Origin of the sequence: Gluconobacter sp. Dm-73 (assembly GCF_018256215.1) — a bacterium.
Classification (GTDB): Bacteria; Pseudomonadota; Alphaproteobacteria; order Acetobacterales; family Acetobacteraceae; genus Gluconobacter; species Gluconobacter cadivus.
In genome coordinates, this window is the sequence record NZ_JAERLW010000010.1 from 26,981 (window position 1) to 42,839 (window position 15,859).

At 62.6% G+C, this 15,859-nt stretch carries 12 protein-coding genes; 4 read left to right on the forward strand and 8 right to left on the reverse strand.

What is annotated here, in order from left to right; translation table 11 throughout:
* Positions 1-163: 163 nt before the first annotated feature.
* The 3 genes from prfB to hrcA form a co-directional block, all read right to left on the reverse strand.
* Positions 164-1,295, reverse strand: a protein-coding gene (gene prfB / locus JK176_RS11195; RefSeq protein ID WP_211587927.1) for a peptide chain release factor 2 whose coding sequence is annotated in 2 segments (ribosomal slippage) — positions 164-1,225 and positions 1,227-1,295 — 1,131 coding nt in all. Because the reading frame shifts where the segments join, the coding sequence is not laid out codon by codon here.
* A 39-nt stretch (positions 1,296-1,334) separates the two neighbouring features.
* Positions 1,335-3,968 (reverse strand): penicillin-binding protein 1A, encoded by a 2,634-nt coding sequence (locus tag JK176_RS11200; RefSeq protein ID WP_211587928.1) that lies wholly within the window; start codon positions 3,966-3,968, stop codon positions 1,335-1,337.
* Between the two features lie 107 nt (positions 3,969-4,075).
* Positions 4,076-5,146: a heat-inducible transcriptional repressor HrcA gene (gene hrcA / locus JK176_RS11205; protein WP_194268713.1), complete on the reverse strand. Its 1,071-nt coding sequence runs from the start codon at positions 5,144-5,146 to the stop codon at positions 4,076-4,078.
* 83 nt (positions 5,147-5,229) lie between these two features.
* Here hrcA and rph point away from each other — a divergent pair, with 83 nt between their 5' ends.
* The 3 genes from rph to JK176_RS11220 all read left to right on the forward strand — a co-directional run bounded on the left by rph (position 5,230) and on the right by JK176_RS11220 (position 7,945).
* Positions 5,230-5,952 carry a ribonuclease PH gene (gene rph / locus JK176_RS11210; RefSeq protein ID WP_211587929.1) on the forward strand — a complete coding sequence of 241 codons (723 nt, stop codon included), beginning with the start codon at positions 5,230-5,232 and terminating at the stop codon, positions 5,950-5,952.
* The gene (gene rdgB / locus JK176_RS11215; RefSeq protein ID WP_211588006.1) at positions 5,952-6,548 is read left to right on the forward strand and encodes an RdgB/HAM1 family non-canonical purine NTP pyrophosphatase; all 597 of its coding nucleotides are present in this window, start codon (positions 5,952-5,954) and stop codon (positions 6,546-6,548) included. Before rph ends, rdgB begins: the two co-directional genes overlap by 1 nt.
* Positions 6,549-6,721: 173 nt before the next feature.
* Positions 6,722-7,945, forward strand: coding sequence for a cation:proton antiporter (locus tag JK176_RS11220; RefSeq protein WP_211587930.1), 1,224 nt, complete (start codon positions 6,722-6,724; stop codon positions 7,943-7,945).
* Here JK176_RS11220 and JK176_RS11225 read toward each other — a convergent pair whose 3' ends face one another.
* Together JK176_RS11225 and JK176_RS11230 are read right to left on the reverse strand one after the other, a co-directional pair.
* Complete coding sequence (locus JK176_RS11225; RefSeq protein WP_211587931.1) at positions 7,946-9,325, reverse strand: amidohydrolase family protein; 1,380 nt, start codon at positions 9,323-9,325, stop codon at positions 7,946-7,948.
* Between the two features lie 133 nt (positions 9,326-9,458).
* Entirely contained in the window at positions 9,459-11,276 is a 1,818-nt protein-coding gene (locus JK176_RS11230; protein ID WP_249194470.1) for an ABC transporter ATP-binding protein, read from the reverse strand.
* Positions 11,277-11,459: 183 nt separating this feature from the next.
* Between JK176_RS11230 and nth the strand changes: the two genes are divergently transcribed.
* On the forward strand, positions 11,460-12,158 hold the full coding sequence (gene nth, locus JK176_RS11235; RefSeq protein ID WP_211587932.1) for an endonuclease III: 699 nt from the start codon (positions 11,460-11,462) through the stop codon (positions 12,156-12,158).
* Between the two features lie 11 nt (positions 12,159-12,169).
* Here nth and JK176_RS11240 read toward each other — a convergent pair whose 3' ends face one another.
* The 3 genes from JK176_RS11240 to JK176_RS11250 all read right to left on the reverse strand — a co-directional run bounded on the left by JK176_RS11240 (position 12,170) and on the right by JK176_RS11250 (position 15,753).
* Positions 12,170-14,371: a ComEC/Rec2 family competence protein gene (locus JK176_RS11240; RefSeq protein WP_349291925.1), complete on the reverse strand. Its 2,202-nt coding sequence runs from the start codon at positions 14,369-14,371 to the stop codon at positions 12,170-12,172.
* A 72-nt stretch (positions 14,372-14,443) separates the two neighbouring features.
* Complete coding sequence (locus tag JK176_RS11245) at positions 14,444-15,169, reverse strand: NADPH-dependent F420 reductase (RefSeq protein ID WP_211587933.1); 726 nt, start codon at positions 15,167-15,169, stop codon at positions 14,444-14,446.
* Positions 15,166-15,753: a cupin gene (locus JK176_RS11250; protein ID WP_211587934.1), complete on the reverse strand. Its 588-nt coding sequence runs from the start codon at positions 15,751-15,753 to the stop codon at positions 15,166-15,168. The genes JK176_RS11245 and JK176_RS11250 overlap by 4 nt, the downstream gene beginning before the upstream one ends.
* Between the last annotated feature and the right edge of the window lie 106 nt (positions 15,754-15,859).

The window sequence follows — 15,859 nt, forward strand, 5'->3', positions numbered from 1 at the left end:
CGCCCTGTCCGGGCAAATAAAAATATTCCCCAGAATCCTGAGAACGTAACGTCACTTCACCGCGTTATGACAGATTAAAGAAAAAAGGCGCCGAAACAGTTTTTCTGTTCCGGCGCCTGAGCGAATCCGTCTGAAAGCCGACAGGGCTTAAACGTAACAGGATTTACTGGGCCGAGGCGCTGGCTTCCGATCGGGTCGCCCCCACGCTCTGCGCCAGTGAGGCCGACATGAAGTCGTCCAGAGCGCCATCGAGCACCGCGCCCGGATTTCCCTTCTCCACACCCGTCCGCAAGTCCTTGACGAGCTGATAGGGCGCCAGAACGTAGGACCGGATCTGGTGTCCCCAGCCGATATCGGTTTTGGAGGCTTCCGTCTGGGCGGCAGCGGCTTCGCGCTTCTGCAATTCCGCCTCGTACATCCGGGCGCGCAGCATTTCCATCGCCTTGGCGCGGTTGCGATGCTGAGAACGGTCGGTCTGGCAGGCCACCACGATCCCGGTCGGGATATGGGTGATCCGGATGGCCGAATCCGTTTTGTTGACGTGCTGTCCACCCGCGCCCGAGGCCCGGAACGTATCGACGCGCAAATCCGAATCGTTGATCTCGATCTCGATCGAATCATCCACGACCGGATAGACCCACACAGACGCGAACGACGTCTGACGACGGGCCGCCGCATCGAATGGCGAGATCCGGACCAGACGATGCACACCCGCCTCGGTCTTGAGCCAGCCATAGGCGTTCGCACCGCTCACCTGAATGGTCGCGGACTTGATGCCAGCCTGCTCGCCTTCACTGCCTTCGATGAACGTGACCTTGTAGCCATGCTGCTCGGCCCAGCGCGTGTACATGCGCAAGAGCATCTCGGCCCAGTCCTGGGCCTCCGTACCACCCGCGCCCGCATTCACCTCGACGTAACAGTCATTGCTGTCCGCCTCGCCCGAGAGCAGGCTTTCGATTTCGCGCTTGCGGACGTCCTCGGCGATGGCACGCAGGGTCTGAGCGGCATCTTGAACGAGACTGTCATCCCCTTCCATCTCCGCCAGTTCGACCAGTTCGAGCGTGCCTTCGACCTCAGCTTCGATCTGCTGGACGCCTTCGATCTGGTTGGCAAGCGTCGTGCGCTCGCGCATCAGCTTCTGGGCGGCTTCTGCGTCGTTCCAAAGGTCGGGGTCTTCAACGCGGTGGTTCAGTTCCGCGAGGCGTGTTGTTGCGACATCCCAGTCAAAGATGCCTCCTCAGCAGTGCCACCGACTGCTTGATCTGGACGGAAAGGGCCTCGGTTTCGGCCGACATAGTGTCCTCCACTCATAAGGGGGGTCTGTTCTGGTGGCCTTAGTATAGGCCGCCCACGCCAATGTCACCATCGGACGGAGCAGGTTTCTGGGCCTGTCCCGGCACTGCGGACGACCCGGTTCCGGGCGTGCCGCCTCCGGGCTGGTCCGGCATTTGGGCCATGCCGCTTTCAGAATCCGAAATCACGCTGTCCGCGCCCGTATCGGCGGCAGTCAGGGCTTCCGTACCAGCGCCAAAGCCATGCAGCTCAACGGACGCACCCGGAACCTGATCGGTCTTGAAGCCATCGACAGCCGAAATGCGCCCCGTGTCGTAGCTGGCCAGCGTAATCCCGTCCGGCACGCGGAAGTCGAGCTTCGGACGGCTGGCCAGAGCGACCTTCATGATCTTGTTCCAAATCGGCCCGGCAATGCGGCCACCATCCGAATTGCGACCCAGCGTCTGGGGTGTATCGAAACCGACCCAGACCACCGTGACGATATCGGGCGAGAATCCGGCAAACCAGGCGTCATGGAAGTCCTGACTGGTCCCGGTCTTGCCCGCGATGGGACGGTCGATGCCAACACCCGCCATACGGCCGGTGCCCCGGGCGATCACGTCCTGCATCATCTTCACGATCTGGAACGTGCTCTGTTCGCTGGCCAACGTAGGGCGTGTGTCGGTCAGGGACGGGACAGACACGCTACCGGGTACGGGCGTGGCCGGGACCGGGGCAACCGGCGCGGCGGGCGGTGTCGTACCATCGGCCGGTGTTCTGTCCGTGGGAGCAGGCTGTTCGCTGGGCGGAGCCTGCATGGCAGTGCCGAGCTTCAGCCCCCCTGCCTGCCACAGCACGCTCCCGGAGCGGTCCTGAATGTCGTCCACAAGAGTCGGCGTGACAATATGGCCACCATTGGCGATCGTGGCGTAGGCCGCAGCCTCGCGCATGACGGTGGTTTCGACGGCGCCTAGTGCTGCGGGCAGAACATGCGGCATCTGCGCCACAAGCCCGGCGCGGATGGCCGTATCCGCGACCGCTTTCATGCCGAGATGGGCGGCGACACGGATCGTGACGAGGTTGCGGCTTTCGCGCAGCGCGTCATGCAGCGTCGTCGGCCCCCAGTTGTCATGCTCGTAGTTCTGCGGATGCCAGTCGCCATAGGAAATGGGCGAATCGTCGAAACGCTCGGACGGGGAAATTCCCTGTTCCATTGCGGCCAGATAGACGAAGGGTTTGAAGGACGATCCCGGCTGACGCAGCGCCTGCGTGGCCCGGTTGAACTGGCTTTCATGGAACGACCAGCCACCGACCATCGCCAGAACGCGGCCCGTATGCACATCCAGCGTCACCGCCGCCCCTTCGACCTGCGGGATCTGGCGCAATGCCGCCGAACCGCCTTCCTGCGGTTCGATCATGATGACATCCCCGGCACGCAGCGGATGCGCCCGCCGCGCCCAGGCGATATCACTCGCAAGAAGCGCGCCTTTACGGGCGCTGCCTTCCTCGATCCAGCCGACATGCGTGCCACCCGGCAGCACGACCGCCAGACGCCACTCGCGCAGCATCCCGCCGGGCGGCGTGACATGATCGAGCGCGCTCTCCCAGCCATCATCCTGAATGTCCGACAGGGTGCGCAACGCCCCCCGCCAGCCACTATGGGCGCGGTCGTAATTCATCAGCCCTTCATGCAGCAGCCGCGTCTCGGTGACCTGAAGACTGTGGTCGAGGCTGGTATGGACTTCCAGACCACCCTGAGCCGCCCGCTCCTGCCCGTACTGGGCGATCAACTGACGGCGGACCTCCTCACCGAACCATTCGGAATCCGGCAGAGGCCCAAAACGCTGCTTCTGCTGCGGGACCAGCGGCTCCTGCTTTTCCTGATCGGCCTGCTCACGGGTCAGAACGCCTGCCTCGACCATCAGGTCCAGCACAAGATTGCGACGACCCATTGCGGCCTGCGGATGCAGGAACGGGTTATAGTTCGTGGGCGATTTGGGAAGTGCTGCCAGAGAGGCGGCTTCGGCATCATCAAGCTGGTCGAGCGGCTTGTTGAAATAGCTCTGCGCGGCCGCGGCGACACCATAAGCGCCGTTCCCGAGATAGATGCCGTTCAGGTAGATTTCGAGAATCTTGTCCTTGGACAGCACCTGCTCCATCTTCATGGCAAGCAGGGCTTCCTTGATCTTGCGATCAAGGCTCACGACGTTGCTGTTGAGCAGCATGACCTTCGCCACCTGCTGGGTGATGGTCGAAGCTCCCAGCGGACGGCGGCCATGACGCGCGAAAATGTCCGTCAGGCCCGCACGGCCGATCGCCATGAAATCCACGCCGCCATGCGTATAGAAATTATGATCTTCCGTCGCGATGAAGGCATTCTTCACACGCTCGGGGATGGCGTTGATCGGCACGAAGATCCGGCGTTCGTTCGCCAGTTCGGCCATCAGACGGTCATCGGCAGCATAGATGCGGCTGACCGTCGGCGGCTGATAGGCGCGCAGGCTGTCCACGCTGGGCAGATCCGCCACCAGCTTGGCATAGGTCGTCCAGCCCAGAATGCCCGCCCCGGCCACGCCCACAAGCCCCACACCGGCGATGATCGCCAGGGACTGCCGGTAGCGGCGAAAACGGGGAGGGCGTGGTGGCGTGGCGCCCGGACCTTGAGGGTTACGGGAGCGGAGAGAGCGTCGCGTCATGCACCCTGCATAGCATTATTCCGCCCCTTCCGTCGCCCCGTCTAAAAAGGTCATTTCATGAAAGAGGCGTAACCCCCGGACCATTATTCCGAAACGTTCAGCAGCCTTCAGCCAAGCAAACGGCCAACCATCCGCGCGGTGTAGTCCACAACAGGCACGATCCGCCCGTAATTCAGACGGGTCGGGCCGATCACGCCGATCGCACCCACGATTTTCTGGGCTTCGTTGCGGGCAGGCGCCACGATCATGGACACGCCCGACATGCCGAACATCCCGCTTTCACGCCCGATATAGATCCGCACCCCTTCGGACGCATCGGCCAATTGCAGAAGCTGGAGCATGGTCTCCTGCGTTTCCAGATGATCGAACAGCATGCGGATCGTCGTCAGGCGCTCGATTTCCGTGATGTCGGCCAGCAGCTTCCCCTGCCCTTTCACGAACAGCGTCCCCCCGTCGGCGTCCCATGTCGCAAGGCCGCTTTCGATCACACTGGCCGTCAGGGCGTCGAGTTCATGGCGGCTGGCATCCATTTCGCTCCGGACCCGCTCGCGCAATGTGCCGAGCGTCAGGTCTCCAAGGCGAGCGTTCAGATAGTTCCCGGCTTCGACGAGAGCGGAAGGCGGCACGCCGGGCGGAGTCTCGATAATGCGGTTCTCGACCTGCCCGTCCGAACCCACCAGAATGACCAGAACCCGCCCCGGACCAAGTGCTACGAACTCGATATGCTTGAGCGCGGCATCCGATTTCGGCGCGAGCACCAGCCCGGCAGCGGAAGACAGACCCGAAAGCAGGGACGACGCTTCGGACAGAATGTCCTGATAGGATCGCCCGTGAATATCGAGCCGACTGTCGATGCTAGCGCGGTCTTCCTCCGTCAGCGCGCCAAACTGGAGCAGGCCATCCACAAACAGGCGCACGCCCTTTTCGGTCGGCAGACGCCCGGCTGAAACATGCGGGCTGAACAGCAGCCCGGCCCGCGCCAGATCTGCCATGACATTGCGGATCGTGGCCGAAGACAGCGCCGGTTGCAGGCGCTGGGCCAGCGTCTGGCTGCCGATGGGCTCACCCGTTTCGACATATTCCTCGACGATTTCACGCAAAATCGCGGCTTCACGATCTCCCAGACCGTGCGGCATCGGGATGGAAGGGCGGAACAAGGGAGGCTGTGGTCGCATCATGGTAAACCCACTGTCGGGGCTGGATGGGTCTGCGTCAAACGCGCTAGAGGCGGGACATATTCTTCCACGGGATCTTTTTTGACATGACTGACACCGCACGCAAGCGTCCCTCCGGGCGTGCGCCGGACGAAAACCGTATTGTTTCAATCGAAACGGGCTTTGCCCGCCATGCCGAAGGCTCCGCGCTCATCCGCGTGGGCGGCACGGAAGTCCTGTGCACGGCCACGGTCGAGGAGCGTGTTCCGGCGTTCCTGCGCAACAGGGGACAGGGCTGGATCACGGCCGAATACGGAATGCTCCCCAGGGCGACCCACAATCGCGGCCAGCGCGAGGCGGCCAAAGGCACGCAGTCCGGTCGCACTCAGGAAATCCAGCGGCTGATCGCACGGTCGCTCCGGGCCTGTGTGGATCTGAAAAAGCTGGGAGAGCGAACCATCACGCTCGACTGCGACGTCCTGAACGCGGATGGCGGCACGCGCTGCGCCTCCATCACAGGCGCCTGGGTGGCATTGGCGATCGCGCTGAAGACAATCAAGCGCTCCCAAGCCCTCACAGCTCAGGTCGCAGCAGTCTCATGCGGGCTGACGGATGCCGGAGCCGTGCTGGATCTGGACTATATCGAAGACAGCAGCGCGCAGGCCGATACGAATTTCGTCCTGACGGCGGATGGTGGCATCATCGAAATTCAGGGTACCGCCGAGGACAAGCCGTTTCAGGAGAGCGAATTTTTCGAACTCCTTCGACTGGCAAAGCTCGGCACGACCCGACTGTTCGACGCCCAGAATCACGTCCTGGAGACTGCATGATGCGGACACTGTCCCGAGGCTCAAAAATCGTTCTGGCCAGCCATAATGCCGGCAAGCTGCGCGAATTCTCCACCTTGCTGGCCGAGAGCGGGATCACCGTCATCTCGGCCGCCGAACTGAACCTCCCGGAACCCGAAGAGACGGAAGAGACCTTCACCGGCAACGCCGCCATCAAGGCCCTGGCCGCGGCCAAGGCCTCCGGACTGCCCGCGCTGGCCGATGATTCCGGCTTCTGCGTCGCGGCGCTGGACAATCGCCCGGGCGTCTATTCCGCACGCTGGGGCGGCCCGACCAAAGACATGCAGATCGCAATGGACCGCGTGCATCGGGAGATGGGCGACAGTGCCGATCACCGGGCCTTTTTCGTCGCAGCCCTGTGCCTGGCCTGGCCGGATGGCGAAACGCGGACCGTGCAGGGCGAATGTCACGGCACGGTCGTCTGGCCCCCACGCGGCGATCATGGACACGGTTATGATCCGATGTTCGTGCCGGAAGGCGGAAACCGGACCTTTGCGGAAATGACCGAAGCCGAGAAAAATGCCATCAGTCATCGCGGCCGGGCGCTGGAGCAATTCCTGAAGAACTTCATCGCCTGATGACTGGAAAAACCCGGTCTTTTCCAAAATAAAACTCCGGGTTTTCATTCCTTTCAAAAACAGTTCTTTGAAAACAGAAACATAGAATTATTTATTACATGGAAATAAAAAATTACCCTAATTTTTTTGATCCATGTTACCCTGACCGGACCTGAAACAAAAAAGGGATCGTCATGGGGAATGTGACAGCACTGTTTGCGGATGCATTTATATTTGTCCTCGTTCCGTGGGGACTGTGGCAACTGCTCAGGCGTTCCATTCCCATTGCCATTCTGCCCATTCTGGTGGGCATTGTTCTGGCGGTCCTGCATTTTCCAGCGTCAAAAGTCGGTATTCCTTCGCTTTACGGCGATTATATCGGCTGGCTGGCCGTTCTGGTTCTGGCGTTCACCGCCGGACTGGAAATGTGGCAGAACCCCACCCATTCCCCCGAAGCCGAAAACCTCCCTTCCCCAACGCTGGGTCGCCTGCTGGGCGGAGCGCTCGTGGCGCTGGGCGTTCCGTTCGTCATCGGGACCATTCTGGTCAAACTGTTCTTCCTGCCCCTGCACGGCTGGCAGGCCCCGCACGGGGATGGCTGGATCGGCGCCATGTCGATCGGGCTGTGCATTTCCGTCAGTGCGCTGCCGGTTCTGATCGGCATCGTGCGCGAACTGGAGCCTGTGTACCGCCCCGTCGGACAGCTTGCCCTCAAACTCGCGGTCGTGGACGATGCGGCCCTCTGGATCGGGCTGGCCATCCTCCAGTTCGCGGCACGCGGATCGGATGCGCTGCATGGCTGGACCGGATTTGAAGGACTGGCCGTCCTGCTTCTGGTCGGCATGGCGCTCCTGAGCAGCTGGGCCACGCGAAACCTGAAGAACCCGCCGATCTGGGTGATCTGGGCCGCTGTTCCGGCCTATCTGGCCGCCGGGTCCTGGGCGAGCCACGAACTGGGGCTGCATGAACTGATCGGCGCCTATTTCGCAGGTGCGCTTATGCCGCCGCGCTGGGTCCGTCGCCTGCCGGTCGAAGCTGTGGGGACATTCTCGCTGATCTGGCTGGCACCGATGTTCTTTGGCCATAGCGGATTGCGGATCGACGGCGATGCGCTGACATGGCCATCCGTTCTGGCCTCCCTGCTGCTGGTCGTCATTGCGATCGTCACGAAAATCCTCGCCGTCTGGATTTTCCCGCCCGCTCCGGGCCTGACGAACCGTCAGGCGCTGGGTATCGGCTCCCTGTTACAGTGCAAGGGGCTGATGGAAATCGTGGCGGCAACCATCCTGCATGCGCATGGCATGATTTCGGAATTTGCCTTCGCCTCGCTGATGGTTCTGGCCGTGATTTCCACGACGCTGACCGGGCCGATGTTCCGGCTCGTCTCGGGACGTTCGCGCCCCGAGACTGCGGCATAATCAATCCTTCGAACGCACGGGGCCGTGGCTGACAAGCGCGCCCCGCTGCCAGACTTGATCAATCTGGTCCACGGCGGCGATGTTTTCATCCGCATTGCCATCCACAACCAGAAGATCCGCCCGGCGGCCCGGAGCAATCACGCCACGGTCTGACAGATGCAGCAGGGCCGCGGCATTGCCCGTGGCCAGACTGATGGCCTGCACGGGGGACAGCCCGGCCTGCACCGTCAGATACAGCTCACGATGCTCGGCAAAGCCGGGAATACGGGTCGGTGCGGCCCCGGAATCCGTCCCAAAACCAACCTTCACCCCTGCCCGATACAGCACGGCGAGGTTCTTCTGATTCACCGACAGGGCATAGTGCGAGGCCTTGGTCAGAGGCTTGGCCAGTGTCGCCGCGCACCATTTCGGATCCGTGAACTGACGGCGCAGGGCCGGGTCCATGCCCGCCAGAACGAACGGATTGGAGAGCAGCTCCGGCTGTTCGGCATAAAGATAATTGGCTTCGTCCAGATCCAGCGTCGCAATATACCATGTGCCCTGACGGAGCATCGCCGCGATCAGATCGTGATCCACCGGCTGGTCCCGCACGCCATGCGCGAGAATATCGGCTTTTGCCGCCACGATGGCCTTGGCGACGGCGAGATCGTGAATATGGACCGCAACCCGCGTGCCATGCTGATGCGCTTCGTCGATGACGGCTTCATAGATGGCGGGCGGCAGCATGGGATAGGTCTTGCCGTCCGGGACGTCATTGCGGAAATCGTCCACCCAGAGCTTCACCAGATCCGTATGTTCCGCAATCATCTGGTCCACGTCCTTGCGGGCCTCTTCCGGCGTGGTCGGACGGAAGACCTGATCGGGACCAACGCCCTTGACCATGGCCGCCGGTGGCACACCATCCGGCGCGCCAATCCCCTGATCCACGCCATACAGATCCGCCCCCGGATTGCGACCCTCATGCTGCTCCTGACGCAGCGTATCGAACAGCGGAGAGCGGTTCAGACCCAGCGCCGTGACGGTCAGGACACCATAGTCGGAATACTGCTTCATGGCCGCGAGAATATTGGCGCGGGTATAGTTGTCGCGGCTGGCCCCCGTGCCTTTCACGAGGCCGACATGGCTGTGATCGCTGATAAGAGCGGGCATCAGCGTCTTGCCCGTCAGGTCCACATGCCGCGCGTCGGCGGGAGCCGGGATGCCGACCGAAAGAATCACACCATTGTCGATGACCACCGTAGCGTCCGGCTGCGCCGATGCCCCGGTCCCGTCAATCAGCCGCGCATGCTCGAATGCGACCGGCTCTGCCAGCGCATTTCCGATACTGAAAGCGGCAGGCGTTGCGAGCAGCAGGGCGGTGAAGACGGAACGGATGGTCATGCGGCGGTCTCCTATGTGGCTCCCGCCGAGCTTCTTTATCGGGCATCCTGTGCTCCGGGCGGAAACGTCCATGAAGGACGAAACGCCCCCAGACCGGGAAAGATGCCGAAACGCAGACCCTTTCCTTCCGGCCTCAGCCCTCAAGCGACTGAAGCTCGAACAGGCGGCGGTAAATCCCGCCCTCGCGCGTAATCAGTTCGGCGTGCGTTCCGTCTTCTTTCAGCGCGCCCTGACTGAACACGAGGATGCGGTCCAGTTCCATGACGGTCGAGAGACGATGCGCCACAACGATGACGGTCCGGTTCTGCATCAGGCGACGCATCGCATCCTGCACAAGGGATTCGGACTCGGAATCGAGACTGGACGTCGCTTCGTCGAAAATCAGAATGGGCGCATCGGCCAGAAAGGCGCGGGCGATGGCAACACGCTGGCGCTCACCGCCCGAAAGCTTCACGCCGCGCTCTCCGACCATGGTTTCGTAACCCTCGGGCAGCCGCTCGATGAACGGCGCTGCGTTGGCCAGACGGGCGGCATCTTCGATCTCGGCGCGGCTCGCATCGGGGCGAGCATAGGCGATGTTTTCCGCAAGCGTGCGATGAAACAGCACCGGTTCCTGCGGAACAATCGCGATATGCGCGCGCAGGGACTCCTGCGTGACATGCGCGATATCCTGCCCGTCCACCACAATACGCCCGCCGTTCACGTCATAAAGACGCTGAAGCAGCTTGGTCAGGGTCGTCTTACCCGATCCGCTCGGCCCGACAAGCGCCACGCGGGAGCCGGGCGCGATGTCGATGCTCAGATCCTGATAGAGCGGCTTGACCTGCCCCGGATACTGGAAGTCCACATGCTCGAAGTGGATCGCCCCTGTCGTGAAACGCGCCTTCTGGGCATCGTCTGCGTCCTGAATGGCAGGATCACGGCGGAAAATCGCCACGAGTTCCTCCATCTCATTCACCGAGCGCTGCACCTGACTGACCTGCTGCCCCAGATCGCGCAGATACCCCTGCACCAGGAACATCATGGTCAGAACATACGCCACATCCCCCGGACCAGCGTTCCCTCCCCACCACAACCAGACGGCCAGCCCGATCAGCAGCATCCGCATGGCGAGCGAGGCCAGAGCCTGAAGATTGGCGCTATTCGTGCCCCGGACCCAGGTTTTCAGGGTCCGCTGACGCCAGCCCCGGATGATGCTGTCGAGCCGGTCGTCCTCGCGGTTTTCCGCACCGAATGCCTTGACCACCGGATTGCAGGTCACGGCATCCGCCATGGCCGCACCCATTTTCGTGTCCCATTCATTGGACGCACGGGCGGTGGGCGCGACATAGCGCAAGGTCAGCAGGATGGAGAGCATAGCGAACAGCACCACCGAAACCGCCAGAACCGACCCCATCAGCGGCGAGCGGACCATCAGAACCGCCGTCGTCCCGCCCAGAACCAGCACTTCCGGCGCGATCAGAAGCAGGAGCGTGTCGTCCAGCGTATCAATCGCCCAGATCCCACGCGTCAGCTTGCGGACGGTCGAACCCGCGAAGTTGTTGGCATGCCAATCCGTCGAGAACCGCTGCACCCGATCGAACGCCTGATTGGCAACGCGGTGCATGATGGCAAGCGTGAGATGCGAAATCCCGATGAAGGAGGAGCGCCGTCCGAACAGCCCGATCAGCCCGAGGACGATCAGCCCCGCGACCATCAGCCCCGCATCATCGCGCAAATGCAGCAGTTCCGAGGTTTTCTCCACAGCCGGGCCAGCGGCATGGCGGGAAATATCCTCCACCAGACGGCCTGCGAGAACCGGCGTGCAGACATCGGCCAGCGTGGCGAGGGCAACGCCGCCGAGGGTCTTGGCCAGCAGAAGGGGATGGTCACACCAGCGGCTACAGACGAAAGACAGGACGTCCGTGAAGGACACCTCCTGCTTGCGGCCCTCCTGTTGCTGGCGACTCATGGGAAGAGGGGTATCGGACACGGTATCAGGCACAGGGCGCTCCGCCGTCTGCCGGTCTGCGATGTCATGCAGAACAGGCCACGGTGTAATGGCATGGAGTTTTCAGAACTTTGCCGTATCTTGCTGTGTGTCCGGACCAGACGCAACACACCCCCAGCCTCACACCCTCTTGGAGTGCCCGTCATGACCGATGCCCCCGCAACCGCCAAGCGGGCCATGAGCAAGGCGGCCGCCAAAGCCTTCATCACGGCACTGGCCGAAGCCAATCCCGATGCGGAAAGCGAACTGGTGTTCCGCAATCCGTTCGAACTTCTGGTAAGCGTCGTGCTCTCAGCACAAGCGACGGACAAATCCGTCAACAAAGCGACCAAAGGCCTGTTCGAGGAAGCCCCCGACCCAACCTCCATGGCAGCCATCGGCGAAGAGGGCATTGCGCGACACATCCGCACCATCGGCCTGTGGCGGGCGAAAGCACATAATGTGGACCTGCTCTGCCATCAGTTGCTGGAGCGTCACGCAGGACAGGTACCATCCGACCGTGCTTCGCTCGAAGCGCTGGCCGGTGTGGGGCGCAAGACGGCGAATGTCGTAATGAATGTTGCATTCGGCGCGGACACGATGGCGGTCGATACCCACATCTTCCGCATCGGTAACCGCACCGGTCTGGCTCCCGGCAAAACCGTGCGACAGGTCGAGGACGGGCTGGTCGCCCGCATCCCGAAGGACATGCTCCGCCCCGCACATCACTGGCTGATCCTGCACGGGCGCTATGTCTGCAAGGCCCGCGCGCCCGAATGCTGGCGCTGCCCGGCCACGACATGGTGTCTGTATCCGGACAAACGCATGGTGGCCCCGTCCGCACGCAAAACAGCCACGGCCTGAAAACTCCGACTTTACTCGGACTGCGCCAGCGGCAGATTGGGCATGCCGTGCCAACCCACAGGCGGAACCCAGAGCCGGTTCCCCCGCCAGCTCCGGTCCGAAACAATCGTGAGACTGTGTCCGGCGAACACGGCATAAGCCCCGTCGCGCCAGACCGAAAACCGGTCAATGAACGGCACATCCGCGCAGCCTTTGCGAGCGGGAGAGGCGCTGATGAATAGGCTCACCCCGTCACATTGCTGCACCGTCGGGAGATGAGCACCGTCCGATAAATCATGCGGACGCAGCAGCACAGTCTGCGCGCCAATGCTGATCCGGCACAAACCGATCAGACACTCCGGCGGCAGAGTCGCCACCGGAAGCGCCAGAGCCTGCTGCCAGTCTTCCAGCGTGCGTTCTTCCAGACCGGAATGCGGACCAACCAGAAGCACATCCGGGCGATGCACCGCCATCAGCCCCGCATCCGCCGACACGAAAATATCAGGCTTCGGGGCCAGCCAGATCGACGCCACCCCGATCACCACCGGCAGCAGACCGGCAAGAGCAATCCGGCCTTTCCACAGACACAGGAAGCAGAGCCCAAGCATCACAAGCAGCAGCCCCCAGCCCGGCATGGCCGGAACAGGCTGATGCGCCATCGGAAACGCCGCCACCCGCTCCGCCAGCACCTGTACGATGCGGATGCCCACACCCATGAGTTTCAGAAACGGCGCTTCGGCATGAAACGGCATGGCAACAAGCGCCAGAAGCCCAACCGGCATGATCCAGACAGCCGCCAGCGGCACGGCCGCAAGATTGGCCAGCACGAACCATGGCTGAAACGCCCCGAAATGCGCCATGCTGACGGGCAACGTCGCCAACCCGGCGAGAAGGCTCGTCACCGTCAGGGCCGCGCCATAAGACGCGGCAACCCGATACCACTGCCCTTCCCCGCGCAGACGCATGAGCGGTTCGCGCAGTGCGCCATAGCCCGCAATCAGCCCCATCACGGCGGCGAAAGACATCTGGAACGACACATCCACAACCGACACCGGCGAAACCAGCAGGATCAGCAGCGCCACGATGGACAAAGACCGCATGGACAGAACGCGCCGCCCGGTCACAATAGCCAGCGTCATGAGGCTCGCCATGCCCAGCGCCCGCAGGCTGGGTAGATGCGCGCCCGTCAACAGCACATAGCCCGCCCCGGTCAGCAGCCCGCAAACGGCGGCGATCTGCCGACAGGGCAAGCGCAGAGCAACATATTCAATCGATGCCAGACCACAGCGCAACGTCACGATCACAGCCGCCATCACAAGCCCCAGATGCAGCCCTGCAACGGCCAGAAGATGCGCCAGCCCGGATGCGGAAAATGCTTCCCGCGTCTGCTGGTCAATGCCCCCGGCTTCACCGGCCAGAAGCGTGGCCGCAATGGCTGCGGTCTGGTCAGGCAGCACAGCCGCAGTGCGGAACGCAACAGACTCTCGCAAACTCTCGATCCATGAAACCCGGACCGCTGCGCCTGAAAGACTAACCGGCCCCAGCGCATAACCGCTTCCCGCCAGTCCCGAAAACCATGCCTCGCGCTGAAGATCGCGTCCGCCGGGCCATGACGGCGGTGGCGGCGGTCGCAACATAGCACGCAGGCTGATCGTGCTTCCCGGCTCGGGCAACAGATCGTCATCGTCCCGCAGGCGAAGATGCAGCGTGCGCCGTAACGGAGCCATTCCTGCATCGACGGGCGTGTCGAACACGGCATCGGCCAGAGTGATGCGATGCCCATCATCTTCGTCATCATTCCGGGGCGGCAGGATTTCCAGCGACTGTACGCGGCCCGTCAGAACGGTGGCATGGGTCGGCAACACCGGCATGGGCGGCTGCATCCGGGCCTGAAGAGCCAGATCGCCACAACCGCTTGCCAAAGCAAGCAGCGTAAACCCCAGCAAACGCGGAAACAGCCGCTGCCAGCCCCACCAGAGGCACGCGGCCCCTGACAGCCCCATCGAAAGAGTGCCAAACACAACAGACAGGATGGAAGGCTCAAACGGCAGGACGAGATAGAACACGGCCCCCAGCCCGACTGCCACCGGAAGCCAGCAGATCATCTGCCGCCCCTGATCCAGAACAGACCGGATCAGGGGCGAAGGCAGCTTCGGCACAAGGTCGAGGCCTTCTTCGCGCTCCAGTAGTTCGCGCGGATCGAGGTCCGGGACGGAAAGGGGTTCTTTCTTCACAAACAGAACCGTAACGGATTTTCCCGCAGGACGCGCCTCCCCGATTAAGGTCAGCGCCTCCTGCGGCCCAATCTACTGCGGAAGATGCAGCACCTGTTTCAGACCCGCGGCATCCCGCTCCAGTTCAAACCCGGTGCTCCCCGGCTGAAACAGCCTTGCGGTTGCAAGATTGCCGGTCACGACAGGGTCGAATCCGGCCGCCCTCACCAGCGTCGTCACCTGCGAGACAGCCTGCGCATCATCTCCCGCCACCGGAACCGCCAGAAGCGGCGAAGCGCGATGCGCCTCGGAACGCAGCGTGGTCATGTCGATGGAGTTGAAGGCCCGCACCACATGCGCCGAAGGGAAATAACGCTGTGTCGTCACCCCTGCCCCGTCCCGCTGCGCCGTGTCCGCAATCGCCCCATCCCGCCAGGGATAGGGATTGGACGGATCAAGCAGAACCTTGTCCAACAACGTCCGGCTGAGCTGCGGGCCGAGCTGCGGAATAGCACCATAGGGGACGGCCAGCACCACCACATCGCCATAGGCCGCCGCCTGCGCCGGGGTTCCGGCCGTGGCGAGCGGGCCCAGCGATGTGGCCAGAGACTGCGCCTCGCTCAGGGAGCGCGACGACACCATGACGGGATAACCCGCATGAACCCAGAGCTCCGCCAGCGTCGTGCCGACATGACCTGTGCCGATAATGCCGATCCGCATTTTCTGGCTCGTCGCCTCGACCGCATTGGCGCTGCTGACCGTGGCCAGCCCCGCGAGTGCTGCGAGGAAAGGACGGCGCCTGAGAGGAAAACCCGTCATGATGGGTGCCACTCCCGTGCGAGAACACCTGCTGCACCCTGAACCGGATCGGTTTTCGGGAAGGACAGGCCGTGAATACGGGCACTCTGCTCCGCCGTAGGTGCGGCGCGGAGAATGTCGAAAGACTGGTTAGGTGGATAGGCGCCGATGACGGTGAACTCCGTGTCCGATCCGAGATTGCAGTGCCCCGTTCCGGCCGGAAGCACGGCGATGTCGCCACCGCGCACCTCGACCGTCCGGGCGTTCGGCCCTCCCAGCATCAGGCGTGCGGAACCGTTGGAAAAGCCCAGAACTTCATGACCCAGGCTGTGATAGTGATGAAACGGATAGACACCGTTGCGCCACTGCGGCGGCCAGCCGTTCCGGCTGAACAGGTCTTCATACACCGCCTCGCGATCCGGCCCGGCTTCGAGCGCATTGCGATAGACGATGACAGGAAGCTCCGGATTGTTCGGAACCCAGTCATTGGCGCGCAGCGTAAAGATATCCACACGGGAGGTCGTGGCGCTGGCGTGATGGATCTTCCCCTCTCCGAAGGTCAGACCCAGCCCTGCCAGCAGGGCATTAAAATCGCGTCTGTTCATTGGAAAGGCACCACCCGGACTATTGAACGTCACAATAGGCCGCTTCGGGAGGCGTCTGGAAATCACACGCGCTTGAAGAACCTTAGCTTTTTGTAAAGCGCGGGCT